The following is a 16,672-nucleotide window of genomic DNA, read 5'->3' as shown; positions in this document are numbered from 1 at the left end:
CAGAGCCGATGGCCGACCACGCCGTTTCCGACGATCCGGCTGTTCAGGCACAGCTTGACCGCCTGGCCACCCTGTCGCCCGGCGCCGACATATTGGGGCTGGAACGCATCGCCCGCCTGCTGGACCGCATCGGCAACCCGCATCGCGCCCTGCCGCCGGTCTTCCATGTTGCCGGCACCAACGGCAAGGGTTCGACCTGCGCCTTCCTCCGCGCTGCGCTGGAGGCGGACGGCAGGAAGGTCCATGTCTTCACCTCTCCCCATCTGGTCCGCTTCAACGAACGCATCCGCATTGGCGGCAAGCTGATCTCCGACGAAGCGCTGGCCCATTATCTCTCCCGCGTGCTCGACGTGGCGGAAGGGATCGGCGCCAGCTTCTTTGAGGTCACCACCGCCGCAGCCTTCCTCGCCTTTTCCGAACATCCCGCCGACGCCTGCATCGTGGAAGTGGGCCTTGGCGGCCGCCTTGACGCCACCAATATCATCGAACGACCCGTGATCTGCGGCATCGCGCAGCTCGGCCTCGACCATCAGAGCTTCCTTGGCGCCACGATCAGGGAGATTGCCGCCGAAAAGGCCGGCATCGCCAAACCCGGTGCGCCGCTGGTGACGCAGCGCTATGCCGACGCGCTCTTCCCCGTGATGCTGGAAGCCGCGGCCCGCAACCGGACCCAATGGTTTGCCATGGGCGAGAGCTGGGACGCGGCGGCCTATCGGGATCGCCTCCATTATCGCGATGATCAGGGACGGCTCGACACCCCCCTGCCGCGCCTGCCCGGCGCGCACCAGATCCACAATGCCGCGCTCGCCTTCGCCATGCTGCGGCACCAGAATGTCATACCCGTAGGCGAGGCCGCCTTGAAGGCAGCGCCGCTCTGGGCGCATTGGCCAGCCCGCCTGCAAAGGCTGGACCATGGTCCGCTGCTCGCCCCCCTGCCCGAAAGCACCGAAGCCTGGCTGGATGGCGGCCACAATGCCAGTGCGGGTGAGGCGATCAGCGCCTTCTTCACCAGCGAAAGGCTTGAGGAGCAGAAGCTCCAGCTGATGATCGGCATGTTGTCGAACAAGGATCTGGAGGCCTACCTCCGTCCTTTTGCCGGTCGGATCGCGCATATCCATGCCCTGCCGGTACCTGGCCATGACCATCATCCACCGGAACGATTCGCCGCCATTGCCGATCGCTGGGGCATTGGCTGCACCGCTCATGCCATGCCGGAAGACGCCATTGCGGCCATTGCCGCTGGACCGGACCACGCCTCAAAATTGCTGATTTCCGGCTCGCTCTACCTCGCCGGTGAAATTTTGCGACTGAACGGGCAATTTCCCGACTGATTTTACTTGCGATTGACTCGCAATAGCGTAGCTTTGCCATCTGACGACAAGGCAGAAGGTAGTGACGCATGGTCCATGGAGACTCCCCCTCTCTCGATAATCTCCGGCCGCTTCCCGGCGGCTATGGCAACCGGCTTTTCCTCTACGTGATGCGCCGCATCGCGACGGCCGGCGTCAACGATGCCCATGCCGCCAATGCCATGCTCGGCGCCTTCGGCCGCAGCTATCGTCGGCCGCTGGTGCTGATGCGCGCGATGATGCTCGAATTGGCCCGGACCTCCAGCCGCAAGATATTGATCGCGCCCTGCTGCTGTTCGCGGATGACAAGCGACGAGGCGCTGATGATGCAGGCGATCGGCAGCGCCCTGCGCGATCCCCGATCGGCCTATGACGATGTGGCGGCACTGCTGGGCAACGACCATGCACTGGGCGCCCTCACCTGCCTTCAGGCCGTGGCGCAGGCGCATCGCGACCTGGGGCGTCCTCTCGGACTTTATGGGGCGGTTTAGAGACTGTCTGGAAATACGCTGCTTCGCGCGTTTTCAAACAGATGCCGAGCACATCGGTTCAGCCATCCTGCGTGGCCGCCGTGCCGACGCTGGCATCGATCAGTCCCGCGCGCATCATCAGCCAGAACAGGACGATGCCCGGCACCGCCAGGGCGGTGGTCAGCAGGTAGAAGTCGACATAGCCGAACCGTTCGATCATTCCACCCGCGGTCGTCCCGGTCAGGAACCGTCCCACAATGCTCGCCGCCGCCGAAATCAGCGCATATTGCGCGGCCGTGAAGCGCAGGTCACAGAGCGCCGAGAAATAGGCGACCACAGTCACCCCGCCGATCCCGCTCGCAAAATTTTCGAAGCCAATGGCACCGGCCATACCCCAATTGCTCTTGCCCAGCGCCGCCAGCAGCGCGAAGCTGAAATTGGACACGCCCATCAGCAGCAGGCTGACCAGCACAGACCGCTTCATCCCCATGCGCGCATAGAGCACGCCGCCGACGAAAATCCCGATCAGATAGGCCCAGAAGCCGATGCCAACATCGTAAATGGCGATCTCGTCATTGGTGTAGCCCATATCGTCAAACAGCAGGCGAAAGGTCAGATTGGCGAGCGTGTCCCCGATCTTGTGCAGCAGGATGAACAGCAGCACCAGCCAGGCGCCGCGCCGCCGGAAGAATTCCACGAGCGGCCCGGCGATCGACTGCCATATTTCGTCCAGCCCCCGCCGCGCCGTCGGTTCGCGGTGCCGCTCCGGTTCGCCGAGTGCGAGCCCGGTCAGCATGGCGGGTAGCGCGAATATGGCGCAGGCCATATAGGCGCCATGCCAGCCGATCCGCGCCGCCAGCACCAGCGCAAGCGCGCCCGCTGCAACCGATCCGATGCGCCAGCCATATTGCGACATGCCTGACCCCACCCCCAATTGCTCCGGCCGCAATGTCTCGATCCGATAGGCATCGATGACGATGTCGAAGGTGGCACCCGCAACGCCGACCAGGATCGCGGCATAGGCCGTCTGCAGCAGGCCGCTGGCGGGGTCGACCAATGCCAGGTTGATGACCGCCGCCATCACGAGCAATCCCGCGAGCAGCAGCCAGCTCACGCGTTGCCCCAGGCGACCTATGACCGGCAGCCGAACCCCGTCGACGACCCAGGCCCACAGCCATTTGAGATTATAGACGAGGAAAGCGAGGGTGAACGCCGTCACCGCCTTCTTGTCGATGCCGTCCTGCGCCAGCCGGGTGGTCAGCGTGGCGCCGATCATCGCATAGGGAAAGCCCGACGATATACCGAGAAAAAAGGCACCCAAGGGCGCCTTCTGCATATAGGGCTTCACCGCATCCAGCCAGCTTGTCGAGCCCTTCGCCATGTCGGTCATAAATTGATGCGCCCCCGGACGATGATAGTCCGGGCCACCATATGGGCAAATGTCAGTGTGGCAAGCCGTCCGCCCATCTTATATCGGCGATCGGATCAGACAGCATCCCCGAACAGGTGCAGGCCATCGGGCAAGCGAGGCAGAATCTTGCCCCGCAGCAGAGCATCCACGACATTGATCGCCGCCAACAGATCGCGCGGCGCATATGGCTTTGCCAGGCATCCCAGTGCCAAGCCTCGCGCGTCGACAGGGCAGGCGCCCGTCACGAACAGCACCGCAACTCCTCGACCTGCGGCAAAGCGCGCCAGGTCGATGCCGCTCTTCTCGCCATGAAGGGTCACGTCCGCGATCACCAGATCGACGCTTTCCTCCTCCATGACACTGACGGCATGGGCATATTCGTCGACGGTCGCGGCGACGCGATAGCCCGCCATTTCCAGCACATGTTCATTGTCGAAGGCAACCAGCGGTTCATCCTCGACCACCAGCACGCTGCGAATGGCCTTGCGGCGCTCCCGCGCTCCGGCTTCCCCTTTTACCAGCCCGAAAAACATTTGCCGATACGCCCCATTTGCGCCATTCAACCGACCAACGTGCAGCGCCCCGCAGGGGTTTCGCATCGTCCTGGCGCATGGGCGCAAGGACAGCACCATTCGTCAATTTCCTGGCTTCTCCAATATGGGGAGGCCATCCCGTTTTGAAAAGGAACTCTTCTGTGGAACCGCCGAAAAAATCTGGGCCGCCGCGTCGGCCGGGCTCCGGTGGTCCCAGACGTCCGAATGACGCCAAACCGGTGCCAGGGTCCCGCCCGGCTCGCCCGCCCTTCAAGAAGGCCAGGACGGCGCCCGCAAAACCGGCCAATCCCCATCCCGCCCGCGCCGCAGCCGTCGCTAGCGGCAAGAACGAGCCGCAGCGCATCGCCAAATTGCTCGCCCGCGCAGGCATTGCGTCCAGGCGGGAGATTGAGCGGATGATCGAGGAAGGACGGATCACGCTGAACGGGGAGACAGTGTCCACGCCCGCCACGCTCCTGACCTCGCTTCACGGCGTCGCCGTCGACGGCAACCCGGTCGCCGCGCCGGCACCCGCGCGCATGTTCCTCTTTCACAAACCATCGGGTTTCCTGACGACAGAGCGCGATCCTCGCGGGCGGCCCACCATTTACGACAAGCTGCCGGCCGACCTTCCCCGCGTCATGCCGATCGGACGGCTCGACATGACGACCGAAGGCCTGCTGTTGCTCACCACCGATGGAGAGTTCAAGCGGCAGATGGAGCTGCCCTCGACCGGCGTGCCGCGCACCTATCGCGCCCGCGCTTTCGGAGAGGTCAGCCAGAACCAGCTTGAGGATCTGTTCGACGGGCTGGAGATCGACGGCATCCGCTATGGCCAGATAGAGGCCAATCTGGAACGCCGCACCGGGCGCAACCAGTGGATCGAAATGACGCTGACCGAAGGCAAGAATCGCGAAGTCCGCCGCGTGCTCGAACATCTGGGGCTTCAGGTGAACCGGCTGATCCGCACCAGCTATGGCCCCTTCCACCTGGGCGAACTCGCATCCGGCGCGGTCGAGGAGGTGCGCCAGCACGACCTGGTCCTGTTCCGCAAGAGCCTGAAGGACGCGAAATGAGGATCGTCGCAGGCCAGTGGCGCGGCCGCCCCCTCGTCGCGCCCCGCGGCGACGCGACGCGACCCACGGCGGATCGCACCCGCGAGACCCTCTTTTCCATGCTGCTGAGCCGGATCGGCTCCTTCGAGGGGTTGAGCGTCGGCGATTTTTTTGCCGGCTCGGGCGCCCTGGGTTTCGAAGCGCTTTCACGCGGCGCGGCAAGCTGCGTCTTTGTGGAACAGGACCGTGCCGCGCTCGATGCGATCCGCGCCAATGGCGACAAGCTTGGCATCCGTCCCGACATTCGCCAGAGCAGCGTCCTGTCGCTTGGCCCGGCGAGCAAGCCGCTGGACCTTATCTTCATGGACCCGCCTTATCAAAGCGGGGCGGGCATGGTGGCGCTGGACAAGCTCAGCCGCCTGGGCTGGACCGGCCCCGCCACATGGATCAGCATCGAGACCGACCGCCGGGAAGATGTCGAGGTCAAGGGCTTCGCCACCGACGCGGTCCGGGACGTCGGCAAAGCCCGGCTGACGCTGCTACGCGCAACGGACCAGGCGGAATAATCCGCCCCTCCGATCGGCCCCGGTCCTCGCGGAAGCCCTTCACGCCGGATCACGCCGCTTCGGCATCCTCATAAGCCTGTGCCTCCTTGCCGATCAGGATATTGGCCAAGAACCAATAGGCCTGCCCCCAGGCGTCCAGCACGGCATCGGTCGCCACCTCCTCGCCCAGCACATCGCGGATGGCGGGCAGCAGCGCTTCGGCCACCTTGGGGTAATGTTCCGCCTTGACCCCCGTTTCGACATGGCGCTGCACCATCCGCGCGACGGCGCCGTCCAGAGCCTGCAACCTGTCGATATTCTCGGCATAGCCCAGGATCGCCGCAGCCAGCCGCTTGGGCTGCTCCCCGCTTTCCTGCGCCGCCTGATCGAACATATCCCTGATCGACGCATCCATGAACAGACGGGCGTACATGGCCGTCGTGATCTCCACGCCATGCTTGCGCAAGGCAGGGGCAGTCGCTTTCACGATGGCAATGGTGTCGTTGGTCAATTGGGTCATGGATGCACCTTTGTCGAGCAGTTACAAAGGTGCATCTACTATGCATGTTTTAAGATGTAAACAGGATATATGTTCAAGACCCGTCCTATGGCCTATAAGCGTGGATGCCATGCAGTTGACCCGCCACACCGACTATGCCCTGCGCGTTCTCATCCATCTCGCGGTCGCACCAGGCGGCCGCGCCACCATCCCGGAGATCGCTGACGCCTACGGCCTGTCCCGCAACCATCTGATGAAGGTGGTGCATCATCTCGCCCAAGGCAGCTTTCTGAAGACCCAGAGGGGACGTGGCGGAGGCTTCACCCTGGCGCGTCCGGCAGAGACTATCGGCCTGGGCGAAGTCGTCCGCCATAGCGAGCCTGACATGAAAATGGCCGACTGTGAGGGTTGCGCGCTACGTCAGGCCTGTGGCCTGTCGGGCATATTGCGGGCCGCCACCACAGCCTTCCTGTCTGTGCTCGACCAGCATAGCCTTGCCGATGCGGCGCGGGACCGGGCCGGGCTTGCGGCCATCATCGCCGCCCTGCCCGGCCCGAAAGCCGTCAGCGCCGCTTGCGCATAGATTTGGGCGCTTCGCTTCTGTTGATGCAGCTATCCTGCACGGTCTTGCTGCACAGCGGATAATCCTTCTGTTCAGTTGGCGGAGGAGTCATGTTGCCGCCGACCGTAGCGGGGTTGGCAGACGTGCCGACCGGAGCGGAGGGATCATGCGGCACGCCGGCGGGCGCCGGCTGCATGCCCGTCTCAGGAGGCACGGCACCCATCGGCTGGCCAGCATTGGGATCAGCGGCGGGCGGCGGTGTAGCCGGTGTCGCCGGACTGGCGGAAGCCGCTCCGGGGTCGGCCGGCGTGGCGGGTGTGGCAGGCGTCGCGCCCTGTTCGGGCGGAGGCGGCGCACCGGTCGCTGGCGGCTGCGTCGAAGCAGGCATGTCCTGCGCGATCGCCATACCAGTGACGCCAGTGCAAAAGGCCAGCATGGCCGCACCAGCCAACAGGATCGATTTCATCGGGATCATCCTTTCCTTGTTCTCACCCCGTTCTGCCATTCGGGCTGGACAAAGAACCGGATGCATTACGCCTGCGTTCCTGCGATGGCGACGAACCGTTGCGATCGCGCCGTCAGACGATGCCCCAATGACGCTCCCCGGTGGGGCCTCAATGCTCCGGATAGCGTTCGAACTTGGGCAATTCATGCGCACCCGCCATCCACGGCGCAGCCTCGGCGAATTGCACATGGATGGTGGGCGGCAGAACGGACTGGTCGTCCAGCGTTGCCGTCTGGATGTCGACCATCCCCGGAAAGAAAGCAGAGTTGCGATAGAACAACCCCGTGCCGCAGGTTCCGCAAAATTCCCGCGTCACATTTTCGGAGGACTGGTAGCTCACGGCTTTGCCCGTCACAGTCACCATATCTTCGCGAAACAGAGCCCAGCCGACCATCGGCGCTCCGGCGCTTTTCCGGCAATCCGAACAATGGCACAGCGCGCTATGGACTGGTTCCCCCCGCGCTTCATACTGGATAGCCCCACATTGGCATCGCCCAGAGACCATGGCCTTTCTCCTTGCATGATTCGCCTTTTGTTCTCATAGAAGGAACGGTAGCGCAAGGGGCCCGCTCTTGCCGCTTCCCGCCCAGCATCCTAGTTGACAGCTCATGACCCTGCCCGCTCCCTCGCCCGATGATCCCCCCTATCTTCAGGGGCTGAACGAACCCCAGCGGGAAGCCGTGCTCACGACCGAGGGGCCGGTGCTGGTCCTCGCCGGCGCAGGCACGGGCAAGACGGCGGCGCTCACCGCCCGCCTCGCCCATCTGATCGCCACCAGGCAGGCCTATCCCTCCGAAATCCTCGCTGTCACCTTCACCAACAAGGCGGCGCGGGAAATGCGGGAACGGGTCGGTCGCATGATCGGCCCCGCAATAGAGGGCATGCCGTGGCTCGGCACGTTCCACGCGATCGCCGCAAAGATGCTGCGCCGCCATGCCGAACTGGTCGGCCTGCAATCCAATTTCACCATCCTCGACACGGACGATCAGCTTCGCCTGATGAAGCAACTCATCCAGGCCGAGGGTATCGATGAGAAGCGCTGGCCCGCCCGCCAGCTCGCCGGCCTTATCGACCAGTGGAAGAACAAGGGCCTGACCCCGGAGGAAATCGGCGCCGGCGAGAGCGAGGGCTATGCCAACGGAAAGGGGCAGAAGCTCTACGCCGCCTACCAGGCGCGCCTGCGCGATGTGAATGCCTGCGATTTCGGGGACTTGCTGCTGCATGTTCTGACGATTCTGAAACGCCACCGCGACGTTCTGGAAAGCTATCAGCAGCGTTTCCGCTACATCATGGTGGACGAATATCAGGACACCAACTCCAGCCAATATCTCTGGCTCCGCCTGCTGGCGCAGACGCGCAAGAATATCTGCTGCGTGGGCGATGACGACCAGTCCATCTATTCATGGCGCGGCGCGGAAGTCGCCAATATCCTTCGGTTCGAAAGGGATTTTCCGGGCGCGAAGATCGTCAGGCTGGAACAGAATTACCGATCGACACCCCATATATTGGGCGCTGCCTCAGGGGTCATCGCGGAAAATGGCAATCGCCTGGGAAAGACGCTCTGGACGGACATCGACGTGGGCGAAAAGGTCCGGGTCATCGGCGTATGGGACGGACCGGAGGAAGCGCGGCGCGTAGGCGAAGAAATCGAATCGATAGAGCGCGGAGGCGGGTCGCTGGACGAGGTCGCCATCCTCGTCCGCGCCCAGCACCAGACTCGCGAGTTCGAAGACCGCTTCATACAGATCGGCCTGCCCTATCGCATCGTCGGCGGCTTCCGCTTCTATGAACGTGCCGAGATTCGCGACGCGCTTGCCTATCTTCGCCTGGTCAACCAGCCTGCCGATGATCTGGCCTTCGAACGGATCGTCAACGTTCCCAAACGCGGCCTGGGCGACAAGGCGGTGGAAAAGCTGCATCGGCTTGCCCGCGCAGAGGGCATACCGCTCGCCCTCGCCGCTGCGCGGATACTCGACACGGATGAGATGACGCCGCAGGCCCGGCGCAGCCTGGGCGCCTTCATCGGCGATCTCGCCCGCTGGCGCGACCGCGCGGCGCAACTGCCTCATGCCGAGCTGGCGCGGCAGATATTGGACGAAAGCGGCTACACCGCCATGCTCCAGGCCGAACGCACCGCCGAAAGCGCGGGACGGCTGGAAAATCTGAGCGAACTGACCCGCGCCATGGAGGAATATGAGACGCTGGGCGCCTTCCTTGAGCATGTCAGCCTCGTCATGGACAATGAGGCGCAGCAGGACGAGCGCAAGGTCACGATCATGACCATCCACGCCGCCAAGGGGCTGGAGTTCGATACGGTCTTCCTGGCAGGGTGGGAGGAGGGAATTTTCCCCTCCCAGCGCGCGCTGGACGAAGGCGGCCTCAACAGTCTGGAGGAGGAGCGTCGCCTCGCCTATGTCGCTATCACGCGGGCGCGGAAATCCTGCATCATCCTCCACGCCGCCAACCGCCGCATCTATGGCCAGTGGACCAGCTCCATCCCTTCGCGCTTCGTCGGGGAACTGCCTCCCGAACATGTGGAGGAGGAGAGCAGCATGGCTGGCGGCGCCTCGCTCTGGCGCGCCAACTGGTCCGAACGTGCAGATCCCTTCGCCAATGTCCAACGGGGATCCGGCCGCGGTCCGGGCTGGCAGCGCGCCCAGCAGGGCGGGCAATTCACCACCGAACCCATCCGGATCGTGGAAGCGCGCACATCAGCCGTCTCGCTCGGCAACAAGGGTCGCGACGACATGAGCATCGGCCTGCGCGTCTTCCACCAGAAATTCGGCTATGGCACCGTGGCGCAGATCGAAGGCAACAAGCTGGAGATCGACTTCGAGACGGCCGGACGCAAGCGGGTGATGGACAGCTTCGTCCAGCCGGCTTGATTTTCAACATGCGTTTCCGGAATGGTTCAAAACAATGGGCATCAAATGCTCCGGCTCTCGCACCCCCCCGACAATATAGCCGGACATAAGATCACCGGTCCGTAACCCTGCATTTTTGCCTTTCAAAAGAAATCCGTATATTCCAATAAGATATACGGCAACAGCAACCGAGTCCGCGCCAGAGGCTCCGACGGCTTCCTGATCTCCGCGCAACGAAACTGGCCCCCAGGCGGTTTCAACTTCGCGCAGATGCCAGCTTAACCGTCCTCGTGTTCCGCCGGCGCTACTGCGAAAGGAGGATAGTACTTCTCCCCAGGCCGTTGCCCCGACAGGGATCGCCAACCTCCCGTCAACGCAGACAGGTGCTTCCACTCGAAGCCTGAACCTGTCCCCCGGCTTCGCCCCTCTGCTGCCTACGGCATCCACCACCGAAAGTTGCACAATGGTGCCGTCGATCCAGCGGGGAGCATCGGCTCTGTTCTGCGACACGCCTGGCAAAGGCGAAGCGAGGATCTGTGCATCTACTGCCGAGACCATGCAACTCGCGCTGAGCCATGCGCTCAAGACGAAACGCATCTTCATTGTGGCACCCCGTTGCGGAACTCCGTCTCGCCCCCGTCGGACATGGGTTGTTGCGTCGTTGCCAATGCCGATTGCGCCAACATGTCGCCGGCCGGCGCGCCCATGATGAATGGAAGATCCTCATCTAGAATGGCGGTGAACGCAGTTCCGCGAGGGATGCGGGCGCTTGTGCCGGTCATGATGAAACCCAATGGCCAGGAAGTCATGACAGCGCCTACAACTACCGCCGTACCCGTTACTCCCTTGTCGTTGATTCCGCCCGTCAAACGGACGCGGCGTCCGCTCATATTAAGGTGGACGGCGCGAACTTCGACAAAGCCCGACTTGCCCCACATGCCTTTGTTGCGAGCTTCAATGATCTCTCCTTCGCCGCGCGTTCCAGCGGGAATGACCACCAGCGGACCAATCATTACAGGAGCGACTGTTTCAATCGGAAATCTTTGACCGGAATAGGATTGCTTCTTCTTGGTGGTCAGGTCGGCCAAAATGCGAACCGCAAACTTGGTGCCGACCGGCACATATTGGACGCTGGCGACACCCGCGGAGCTTGTCATCGGGGCCTGAGCCTGCGCCGGGATTACTCCAATCGAAGTCGACCATAAAATCGTAGCGAGTAGTTTCGGCACGTTCTTCCCCCCTTCACGAACTGAACTTGCCGCGACACTACTGCCTTGTTTTATTTACGCTTCTTCGCATTTAGCATTAGCTCGAAAAATTCAGCAGCTAATCCAAATGGCTAGCTGACGATGATCGCGAGTCAGCCGGCTCCGCTAAGCCTTGCACTGCATATCGCGACAGGCGGCAGCATCTGCGATGCAGACGACGAAATAAGGCTCAACCGTAACCCAGCAGCAACAGCATCCTCAAAAAGCGTCCTATTTGTCCAACAGGGGATATTTTCGCCTGTCCTATTCCGTCCCGACCGACCTACCAGACGCCGTCTTTGAAATGTCCGGCATATCAGACCCCCGCGGATACGCGCGCCCAGGCACGCGCGCGCATACACTGTGAACTTCGGCGGAAAATCAAGGAAATCGGCCGCAATCAGCAGCCTCCCGCCCGACAGGATCGAGCGACCTGCCGATGGCAAGGCATTTCGGATGATAGGAAAATTTGGTGGAGCCTAGCGGGATCGAACCGCTGACCTCCTGCATGCCATGCAGGCGCTCTCCCAGCTGAGCTAAGGCCCCATCGTTTGCGGCATCATACCGCATCCCAATGGATCAGGCCATGTCCGGCGTCAAAGCCGTCGGCCTTATGTCTGGACGTCCCGTGCCCAAATCACCAGGAGCGTTGATCGAAGTCATTTGCAACCTCGACACACCCCTTGCTTGCGCTCGGGAGTTTTTCGGAAAAATGTCCCTAGGGACATTTCATTTCCCGAAAAACTGGTGGAGCCTAGCGGGATCGAACCGCTGACCTCCTGCATGCCATGCAGGCGCTCTCCCAGCTGAGCTAAGGCCCCGTTTCCAGTGTCGGCGCCGTTTGGGTCCGGCGCCTCGGAGGCCGCTGCCATTAGGTGGCAGCGAACTCCTTGGCAAGCACAAAATTCAATTAATTGTCGTCGTCGCCATCGTCCCCGCCGGCATCGACGCCCAGGTCGTCGTCGCCGCCCAGATCGACGTCATTGTCCGGCGAATCGCCGTCATCATCCACGTCCAGATCCAGGTCCAGATCGTCGTCGGCCGTCTCCATTTCACCGTCGGCGGTTTCGATGACCTTCTTGGGCGCTTCCTCATAGGGCAACGGCTGTTTCGACTTCAGCACGGGTTCCGGTTCCCAGGCGGTGCCGCAGTTGATGCAGGTGACCGGGTCATCCTTGCCCAGGTCGTAGAAGCGCGTGGCGCATTTCGGGCAGGTACGCTTCGTGCCCCATTCAGCCTTGACCATGTCCGGCCTTATCCTTCTCTTGCGAGTGCTCAAAACAGAAATTACGCGGCACGACAGGGTCGCCCGCGAAGAGACGGCGCCTTGCCATAGCGAGGCCGCGCTGTCAAAAGCCGGGCGCATTTTTTCAAGTTTTGCAGACGGATTGACCCGTGACCGCTTTTTCCGACCAGCCGACCCCGATGACCTTCACCGCCTCCCCCGCCCTTTCCGGTTCGATCCACGTGCCGGGCGACAAGAGCATTTCGCACCGATCGCTGATGCTTTCGGCGCTGGCCGTGGGCGAAAGCCGGGTCGAAGGACTGCTGGAGGGAGAGGATGTGCTGGCCACCGCGGCCGCCATGCGGGCCATGGGTGCGGACATCAGCAAGGATGCGGACGGCATCTGGCATATCCACGGCGTCGGCGTCGGCGGCCTGCTTCAACCGGACGGCCCGCTCGACATGGGCAATAGCGGCACCTCCACCCGCCTGTTGATGGGTCTTGTCGCCAGCCACGCCATCACCGCGACCTTCGTGGGCGACGCCTCGCTCAGCAAGCGCCCCATGGCGCGCGTCACCGATCCGCTGTCCCGCATGGGCGCGAGTTTCACAAGCAGCCCCGGCGACCGCCTGCCGCTCACGATGCGCGGCGCCTGCCCGGCCGTACCGCTCGACTACCGCCTCCCCGTCGCGTCGGCGCAGGTGAAGTCGGCCATCCTGCTTGCCGGGCTCAACACGCCCGGCATCACCCGCATCGTGGAGCCGGTCCCTACCCGCGACCATAGCGAGAAAATGCTCAAGGGCTTCGGCGCAGACCTTGAGGTCGAGGTGGAAGCGGACGGCACGCGCATCATCACGCTCAGGGGCGAAGCGGAACTTCTCCCGCAATCGATCACCGTTCCCGGCGATCCTTCCTCGGCCGCCTTCCCGATGGTCGCCGCGCTTCTTGTTCCGGGATCGAAGGTCACGATCGCCAATGTCGGCCTCAACGCAACCCGCGCAGGCCTTGTCGATCTGCTGCGGGAAATGGGCGGCGACATCATTGTCGAAAATCCGCGCCAGGTCGGCGGGGAGCCGGTGGGCGACCTCGTGATCACCGCCTCGGCACTCAAGGGGGTGGAGCCGGATCCGGCGCGGGCGCCGTCGATGATCGATGAATATCCCGTCGCCTTCATCGCCGCCGCCCTGGCCGAAGGACGCAGCATATTCCGCGGACTGGAGGAACTGCGCGTCAAGGAATCTGACCGTATCGCGACCATGGCGGCGGGGCTGCGTGCCATCGGCGTGCAGGTCGAGGAACTGGAGGACGGCATCGTCATAGAGGGCAGCAATGGCACGCTCCTGCCCGGCGGCGGTCCGATCGCCACGAAGCTGGACCACCGCATCGCCATGAGCTTCGCGATTGCGGGCCTTGTCTCCAGCAATGGTGTAACCATAGATGACATGCGCCCCGTCGCGACCAGCTTCCCGGGTTTCACCACCCTGCTGCAATCGCTCGGCGCGCTGACATGACCTTCGATCTCGCCAGCATCATCGGGTTGATCGGCAGTGGCATGATGGTCTTTGCCTATGCCTACAGCAACATGGCGAAGACGCTGAACTTCATCCTGTTCAACCTGCTGAACCTGGTCGGCGCACTGCTGCTGATCTATTCGCTGACCATCCATTTCAACATCGCGTCCTTGGCGCTGGAGATCGTGTGGTCCATCATCGCGCTCATCGGCCTTGCCAAGGCATGGCGGAAAGGCAAAGCATCATGATCATCGCCGTCGACGGTCCAGCCGCTTCCGGCAAGGGCACCATCGCCAAGGCGCTCGGCCGTCATTATGGCCTGCCCGTCCTTGACACCGGCCTGCTCTATCGCGCTGTCGGGCTCGCCGTCTTGAAGCGAAGCGGTGATCCCGATCACGAAGCGGACGCTCTCGCTGCCTGCGATTTCGACGCCGCCATGCTGAACGATCCTGCTCTGCGCAGCGAGGCCGTCGGTTCGCTCGCCTCCCGCGTCTCGATCCATCAGAGCGTGCGTCAGGCCCTCGTCAATCGGCAGCGCGAATTCGCGACCCAACCCGGCGGCGCGATCCTGGATGGCCGGGATATCGCCACCATCATCGCGCCCGATGCCGAAGCCAAGATCTTCGTCACCGCCAGCGTCCATGTTCGCGCCCAGCGGCGCTATCAGGACGCGCTCGACCATGGCGGCCATCCCGACATGGATAGCCTGATCGCGGACATCCAGGCGCGCGACACCCGCGACATGAGCCGCGACCATGCGCCGCTCCGTATGGCCGATGGAGCGGACTTGCTCGACACCAGCAATTTGACTATAGACGCCGCCGTCCGGCAGGCCATTGCACTGGTGGACGCCCAGTTGGAACGTCGGCGACAGGCCTGACGCGATGCCGGGTGCCGGGAGTTCCCAGGCGCCCTTTTCGCTTATCCACCAGGCGTCGACTCGTCAGGTCTTACGGATGTTCGCGCGGGTATTCGGCCCCGCGGACGATTTGGCCTGAAAGACCACCGGATACAACCGGTAGGCCAGCAATGAAGAATGAAGGAAACTACCATGGCCTCTACGGCATTCCCCTCGCGCGACGATTTCGCCGCGCTTCTCAATGATTCTCTCGGTGGCGAGGACGGCGGCTTCGAAGGTCGCGTCGTCAAGGGCACCGTTACCGGCATCGAAAACGACATGGCTCTGATCGACGTCGGCCTGAAGTCGGAAGGCCGCGTGCCGCTGCGCGAATTCGCCGCGCCAGGCCAGAAGGCTGACCTGAAGGTCGGCGACGAGGTCGAAGTCTATGTCGACCGCGTCGAAAATGCCCATGGCGAAGCCATGCTGTCGCGCGACCGCGCGCGCCGCGAAGCCGCCTGGGACAAGCTCGAAGCCGAGTTCACCGAAAATGCTCGGGTCGAAGGCGTCATCTTTGGCCGCGTCAAGGGCGGCTTCACCGTCGACCTCGACGGCGCCGTGGCGTTCCTTCCCGGTTCGCAGGTCGATATTCGCCCCGTGCGCGACGTCACCCCGCTGATGGATATTCCGCAGCCCTTCCAGATCCTGAAGATGGACCGCCGCCGCGGCAATATCGTCGTGTCGCGCCGCGCCATTCTGGAAGAAACCCGCGCCGAACAGCGCAGCGGCCTCATCCAGACGCTGGCCGAAGGTCAGATCATCGAGGGCGTCGTCAAGAACATCACCGATTATGGTGCGTTCGTTGACCTGGGCGGCATCGACGGCCTGCTGCACGTCACCGACCTGTCGTACAAGCGCATCAACCACCCGAACGAGATGATCAACATCGGCGATACCGTCCGCGTGCAGATCATCCGCATCAACCGCGACACCCAGCGCATCAGCCTTGGCATGAAGCAGTTGGAAAGCGATCCTTGGGAAGGTGCTGCCGCCAAATATCCGGTGGGCGCCAAGCTGTCGGGCCGGGTCACGAACATCACCGAATATGGTGCGTTCGTCGAACTGGAAGCCGGCATCGAAGGTCTGGTCCACGTTTCGGAAATGTCCTGGACCAAGAAGAACGTCCACCCCGGCAAGATCGTTTCGACCAGCCAGGAAGTCGAAGTTCTGGTCCTCGAAGTCGATCCCGAAAAGCGCCGTATCTCGCTCGGCCTCAAGCAGGCCCAGAACAACCCCTGGGACAGCTTTGCCGAACGTCACCCGATCGGTTCGACCGTCGAGGGCGAAGTCAAGAACGCGACCGAATTCGGTCTGTTCATCGGGCTGGACGGCGACGTGGACGGCATGGTCCACATGTCGGACATCGCCTGGGGCATTTCGGGCGAAGACGCCCTGGCTCTGCACCGCAAGGGCGAGACGGTTCAGGCCGTCGTTCTCGACATCGACGTCGAGAAGGAGCGCATCAGCCTTGGCATGAAGCAGCTTGAGCGTGGCGGCCCGGCTGCTGGTGGCACGACCGCCGCTGCCGCTGGTCTCAACAAGAACCAGACGATCACTGTCACGGTTCTGGAAGTCCGCGACGGCGGCCTGGAAGTCCAGGCGGGCGAGGACGGCGCGACCGGCTTCATCAAGCGCAGCGACCTGGGTCGCGATCGCGATGAGCAGCGTTCGGAACGCTTCCAGATCGGCCAGAAGTTCGATGCGATGGTCACTGGTTTCGACCGTGCGAAGAAGCCGACCTTCTCCGTCAAGGCCCTTCAGATCGCAGAAGAGAAGCAGGCCGTGGCGCAGTACGGCTCGTCCGACAGCGGCGCGTCGCTGGGCGACATTCTGGGCGAAGCGCTGAAGGCCAAGAGCGAAGGCTAAGCGCACATTCGATATGTAACTTAAGTAATATGGCCCGCCGGAACTTAACTCCGGCGGGCTTTTTATTTTCCCAAAATGAGATTGACATACCGATATTGGCCGATTGTCAGAAGGTCGCGGATTCATTATAAA

At 62.9% G+C, this 16,672-nt stretch carries 17 protein-coding genes and 2 tRNA genes; 10 read left to right on the top strand and 9 right to left on the bottom strand.

What is annotated here, in order from left to right; genetic code table 11:
- The first annotated feature begins 8 nt into the window (after positions 1-8).
- The gene (locus ACN9MX_RS04015) at positions 9-1,331 is read left to right on the top strand and encodes a bifunctional folylpolyglutamate synthase/dihydrofolate synthase (protein ID WP_363825648.1); all 1,323 of its coding nucleotides are present in this window, start codon (positions 9-11) and stop codon (positions 1,329-1,331) included.
- A gap of 68 nt (positions 1,332-1,399) precedes the next feature.
- The gene (locus ACN9MX_RS04010) at positions 1,400-1,840 is read left to right on the top strand and encodes a DUF6628 family protein (RefSeq protein WP_363734914.1); all 441 of its coding nucleotides are present in this window, start codon (positions 1,400-1,402) and stop codon (positions 1,838-1,840) included.
- 58 nt (positions 1,841-1,898) lie between these two features.
- Here ACN9MX_RS04010 and ACN9MX_RS04005 read toward each other — a convergent pair whose 3' ends face one another.
- Positions 1,899-3,209, bottom strand: coding sequence for an AmpG family muropeptide MFS transporter (locus ACN9MX_RS04005; RefSeq protein WP_363734916.1), 1,311 nt, complete (start codon positions 3,207-3,209; stop codon positions 1,899-1,901).
- A gap of 95 nt (positions 3,210-3,304) precedes the next feature.
- On the bottom strand, positions 3,305-3,763 hold the full coding sequence (locus ACN9MX_RS04000) for a response regulator (RefSeq protein WP_363734917.1): 459 nt from the start codon (positions 3,761-3,763) through the stop codon (positions 3,305-3,307).
- A 161-nt stretch (positions 3,764-3,924) separates the two neighbouring features.
- On the opposite strand from ACN9MX_RS04000, the gene ACN9MX_RS03995 reads away from it, so the two are divergent.
- Both ACN9MX_RS03995 and rsmD read left to right on the top strand, forming a co-directional pair.
- Positions 3,925-4,839 (top strand): pseudouridine synthase, encoded by a 915-nt coding sequence (locus tag ACN9MX_RS03995; RefSeq protein ID WP_363734918.1) that lies wholly within the window; start codon positions 3,925-3,927, stop codon positions 4,837-4,839.
- Positions 4,836-5,384 carry a 16S rRNA (guanine(966)-N(2))-methyltransferase RsmD gene (rsmD, locus tag ACN9MX_RS03990; RefSeq protein ID WP_363825646.1) on the top strand — a complete coding sequence of 183 codons (549 nt, stop codon included), beginning with the start codon at positions 4,836-4,838 and terminating at the stop codon, positions 5,382-5,384. Before ACN9MX_RS03995 ends, rsmD begins: the two co-directional genes overlap by 4 nt.
- 49 nt (positions 5,385-5,433) lie before the next feature.
- Here the strand turns inward: rsmD and ACN9MX_RS03985 are convergent, their stop codons facing one another.
- On the bottom strand, positions 5,434-5,883 hold the full coding sequence (locus ACN9MX_RS03985) for a globin domain-containing protein (protein ID WP_363734921.1): 450 nt from the start codon (positions 5,881-5,883) through the stop codon (positions 5,434-5,436).
- Positions 5,884-5,992: 109 nt separating this feature from the next.
- On the opposite strand from ACN9MX_RS03985, the gene ACN9MX_RS03980 reads away from it, so the two are divergent.
- A complete protein-coding gene (locus ACN9MX_RS03980) occupies positions 5,993-6,445 on the top strand; it encodes an RrF2 family transcriptional regulator (protein ID WP_363734922.1) in 453 nt (150 codons plus the stop codon).
- Here ACN9MX_RS03980 and ACN9MX_RS03975 read toward each other — a convergent pair.
- Positions 6,426-6,890: a Fe-S oxidoreductase gene (locus ACN9MX_RS03975; RefSeq protein ID WP_363825644.1), complete on the bottom strand. Its 465-nt coding sequence runs from the start codon at positions 6,888-6,890 to the stop codon at positions 6,426-6,428. The two genes, ACN9MX_RS03980 and ACN9MX_RS03975, sit on opposite strands and share 20 nt — an antisense overlap.
- Positions 6,891-7,038: 148 nt before the next feature.
- Positions 7,039-7,434 carry a GFA family protein gene (locus ACN9MX_RS03970; protein WP_363825641.1) on the bottom strand — a complete coding sequence of 132 codons (396 nt, stop codon included), beginning with the start codon at positions 7,432-7,434 and terminating at the stop codon, positions 7,039-7,041.
- A gap of 103 nt (positions 7,435-7,537) precedes the next feature.
- Between ACN9MX_RS03970 and ACN9MX_RS03965 the strand changes: the two genes are divergently transcribed.
- The gene (locus tag ACN9MX_RS03965; RefSeq protein WP_363825638.1) at positions 7,538-9,814 is read left to right on the top strand and encodes an ATP-dependent helicase; all 2,277 of its coding nucleotides are present in this window, start codon (positions 7,538-7,540) and stop codon (positions 9,812-9,814) included.
- A 578-nt stretch (positions 9,815-10,392) separates the two neighbouring features.
- Here ACN9MX_RS03965 and ACN9MX_RS03960 read toward each other — a convergent pair.
- The 4 genes from ACN9MX_RS03960 to ACN9MX_RS03945 all read right to left on the bottom strand — a co-directional run bounded on the left by ACN9MX_RS03960 (position 10,393) and on the right by ACN9MX_RS03945 (position 12,286).
- Positions 10,393-10,950: a hypothetical protein gene (locus ACN9MX_RS03960; protein ID WP_363825635.1), complete on the bottom strand. Its 558-nt coding sequence runs from the start codon at positions 10,948-10,950 to the stop codon at positions 10,393-10,395.
- Between the two features lie 560 nt (positions 10,951-11,510).
- A tRNA-Ala gene (locus ACN9MX_RS03955) sits at positions 11,511-11,586 on the bottom strand.
- Between the two features lie 199 nt (positions 11,587-11,785).
- A tRNA-Ala gene (locus ACN9MX_RS03950) sits at positions 11,786-11,861 on the bottom strand.
- Between the two features lie 89 nt (positions 11,862-11,950).
- Entirely contained in the window at positions 11,951-12,286 is a 336-nt protein-coding gene (locus ACN9MX_RS03945; protein WP_133654682.1) for a TIGR02300 family protein, read from the bottom strand.
- A gap of 149 nt (positions 12,287-12,435) precedes the next feature.
- On the opposite strand from ACN9MX_RS03945, the gene aroA reads away from it, so the two are divergent.
- From aroA to rpsA, 4 genes are all read left to right on the top strand, one after another.
- A complete protein-coding gene (gene aroA, locus ACN9MX_RS03940; RefSeq protein WP_363825633.1) occupies positions 12,436-13,776 on the top strand; it encodes a 3-phosphoshikimate 1-carboxyvinyltransferase in 1,341 nt (446 codons plus the stop codon).
- A complete protein-coding gene (locus tag ACN9MX_RS03935) occupies positions 13,773-14,024 on the top strand; it encodes a CBU_0592 family membrane protein (RefSeq protein ID WP_133654680.1) in 252 nt (83 codons plus the stop codon). Before aroA ends, ACN9MX_RS03935 begins: the two co-directional genes overlap by 4 nt.
- Positions 14,021-14,656 (top strand): (d)CMP kinase, encoded by a 636-nt coding sequence (gene cmk, locus ACN9MX_RS03930; RefSeq protein WP_363825630.1) that lies wholly within the window; start codon positions 14,021-14,023, stop codon positions 14,654-14,656. Before ACN9MX_RS03935 ends, cmk begins: the two co-directional genes overlap by 4 nt.
- A 171-nt stretch (positions 14,657-14,827) precedes the next feature.
- Positions 14,828-16,540, top strand: coding sequence for a 30S ribosomal protein S1 (rpsA, locus tag ACN9MX_RS03925; protein WP_133654678.1), 1,713 nt, complete (start codon positions 14,828-14,830; stop codon positions 16,538-16,540).
- Positions 16,541-16,672: the final 132 nt, after the last annotated feature.

The sequence above is a fragment of the Sphingobium sp. R-21 genome, from assembly GCF_049913335.1.
Taxonomy (GTDB): domain Bacteria; phylum Pseudomonadota; class Alphaproteobacteria; order Sphingomonadales; family Sphingomonadaceae; genus Sphingobium.
The sequence above is the reverse complement of the archived record's forward strand: the minus strand, read 5'-3'. Positions and strand labels throughout refer to the sequence as shown.

Bases quoted from the DNA above. Each gene is read 5' to 3' on its own strand.
- ACN9MX_RS04015 (WP_363825648.1), top strand. From the start codon at position 9: ATGGCCGACCACGCCGTTTCCGACGATCCGGCTGTTCAGGCACAGCTT.
- ACN9MX_RS04010 (WP_363734914.1), top strand. From the start codon at position 1,400: ATGGTCCATGGAGACTCCCCCTCTCTCGATAATCTCCGGCCGCTTCCC.
- ACN9MX_RS04005 (WP_363734916.1), bottom strand. From the start codon at position 3,209: ATGACCGACATGGCGAAGGGCTCGACAAGCTGGCTGGATGCGGTGAAG.
- ACN9MX_RS04000 (WP_363734917.1), bottom strand. From the start codon at position 3,763: ATGTTTTTCGGGCTGGTAAAAGGGGAAGCCGGAGCGCGGGAGCGCCGC.
- rsmD (WP_363825646.1), top strand. From the start codon at position 4,836: ATGAGGATCGTCGCAGGCCAGTGGCGCGGCCGCCCCCTCGTCGCGCCC.
- ACN9MX_RS03985 (WP_363734921.1), bottom strand. From the start codon at position 5,883: ATGACCCAATTGACCAACGACACCATTGCCATCGTGAAAGCGACTGCC.
- ACN9MX_RS03980 (WP_363734922.1), top strand. From the start codon at position 5,993: ATGCAGTTGACCCGCCACACCGACTATGCCCTGCGCGTTCTCATCCAT.
- ACN9MX_RS03975 (WP_363825644.1), bottom strand. From the start codon at position 6,890: ATGAAATCGATCCTGTTGGCTGGTGCGGCCATGCTGGCCTTTTGCACT.
- ACN9MX_RS03970 (WP_363825641.1), bottom strand. From the start codon at position 7,434: ATGGTCTCTGGGCGATGCCAATGTGGGGCTATCCAGTATGAAGCGCGG.
- ACN9MX_RS03965 (WP_363825638.1), top strand. From the start codon at position 7,538: ATGACCCTGCCCGCTCCCTCGCCCGATGATCCCCCCTATCTTCAGGGG.
- ACN9MX_RS03960 (WP_363825635.1), bottom strand. From the start codon at position 10,950: ATGACAAGCTCCGCGGGTGTCGCCAGCGTCCAATATGTGCCGGTCGGC.
- ACN9MX_RS03945 (WP_133654682.1), bottom strand. From the start codon at position 12,286: ATGGTCAAGGCTGAATGGGGCACGAAGCGTACCTGCCCGAAATGCGCC.
- ACN9MX_RS03935 (WP_133654680.1), top strand. From the start codon at position 13,773: ATGACCTTCGATCTCGCCAGCATCATCGGGTTGATCGGCAGTGGCATG.
- cmk (WP_363825630.1), top strand. From the start codon at position 14,021: ATGATCATCGCCGTCGACGGTCCAGCCGCTTCCGGCAAGGGCACCATC.
- rpsA (WP_133654678.1), top strand. From the start codon at position 14,828: ATGGCCTCTACGGCATTCCCCTCGCGCGACGATTTCGCCGCGCTTCTC.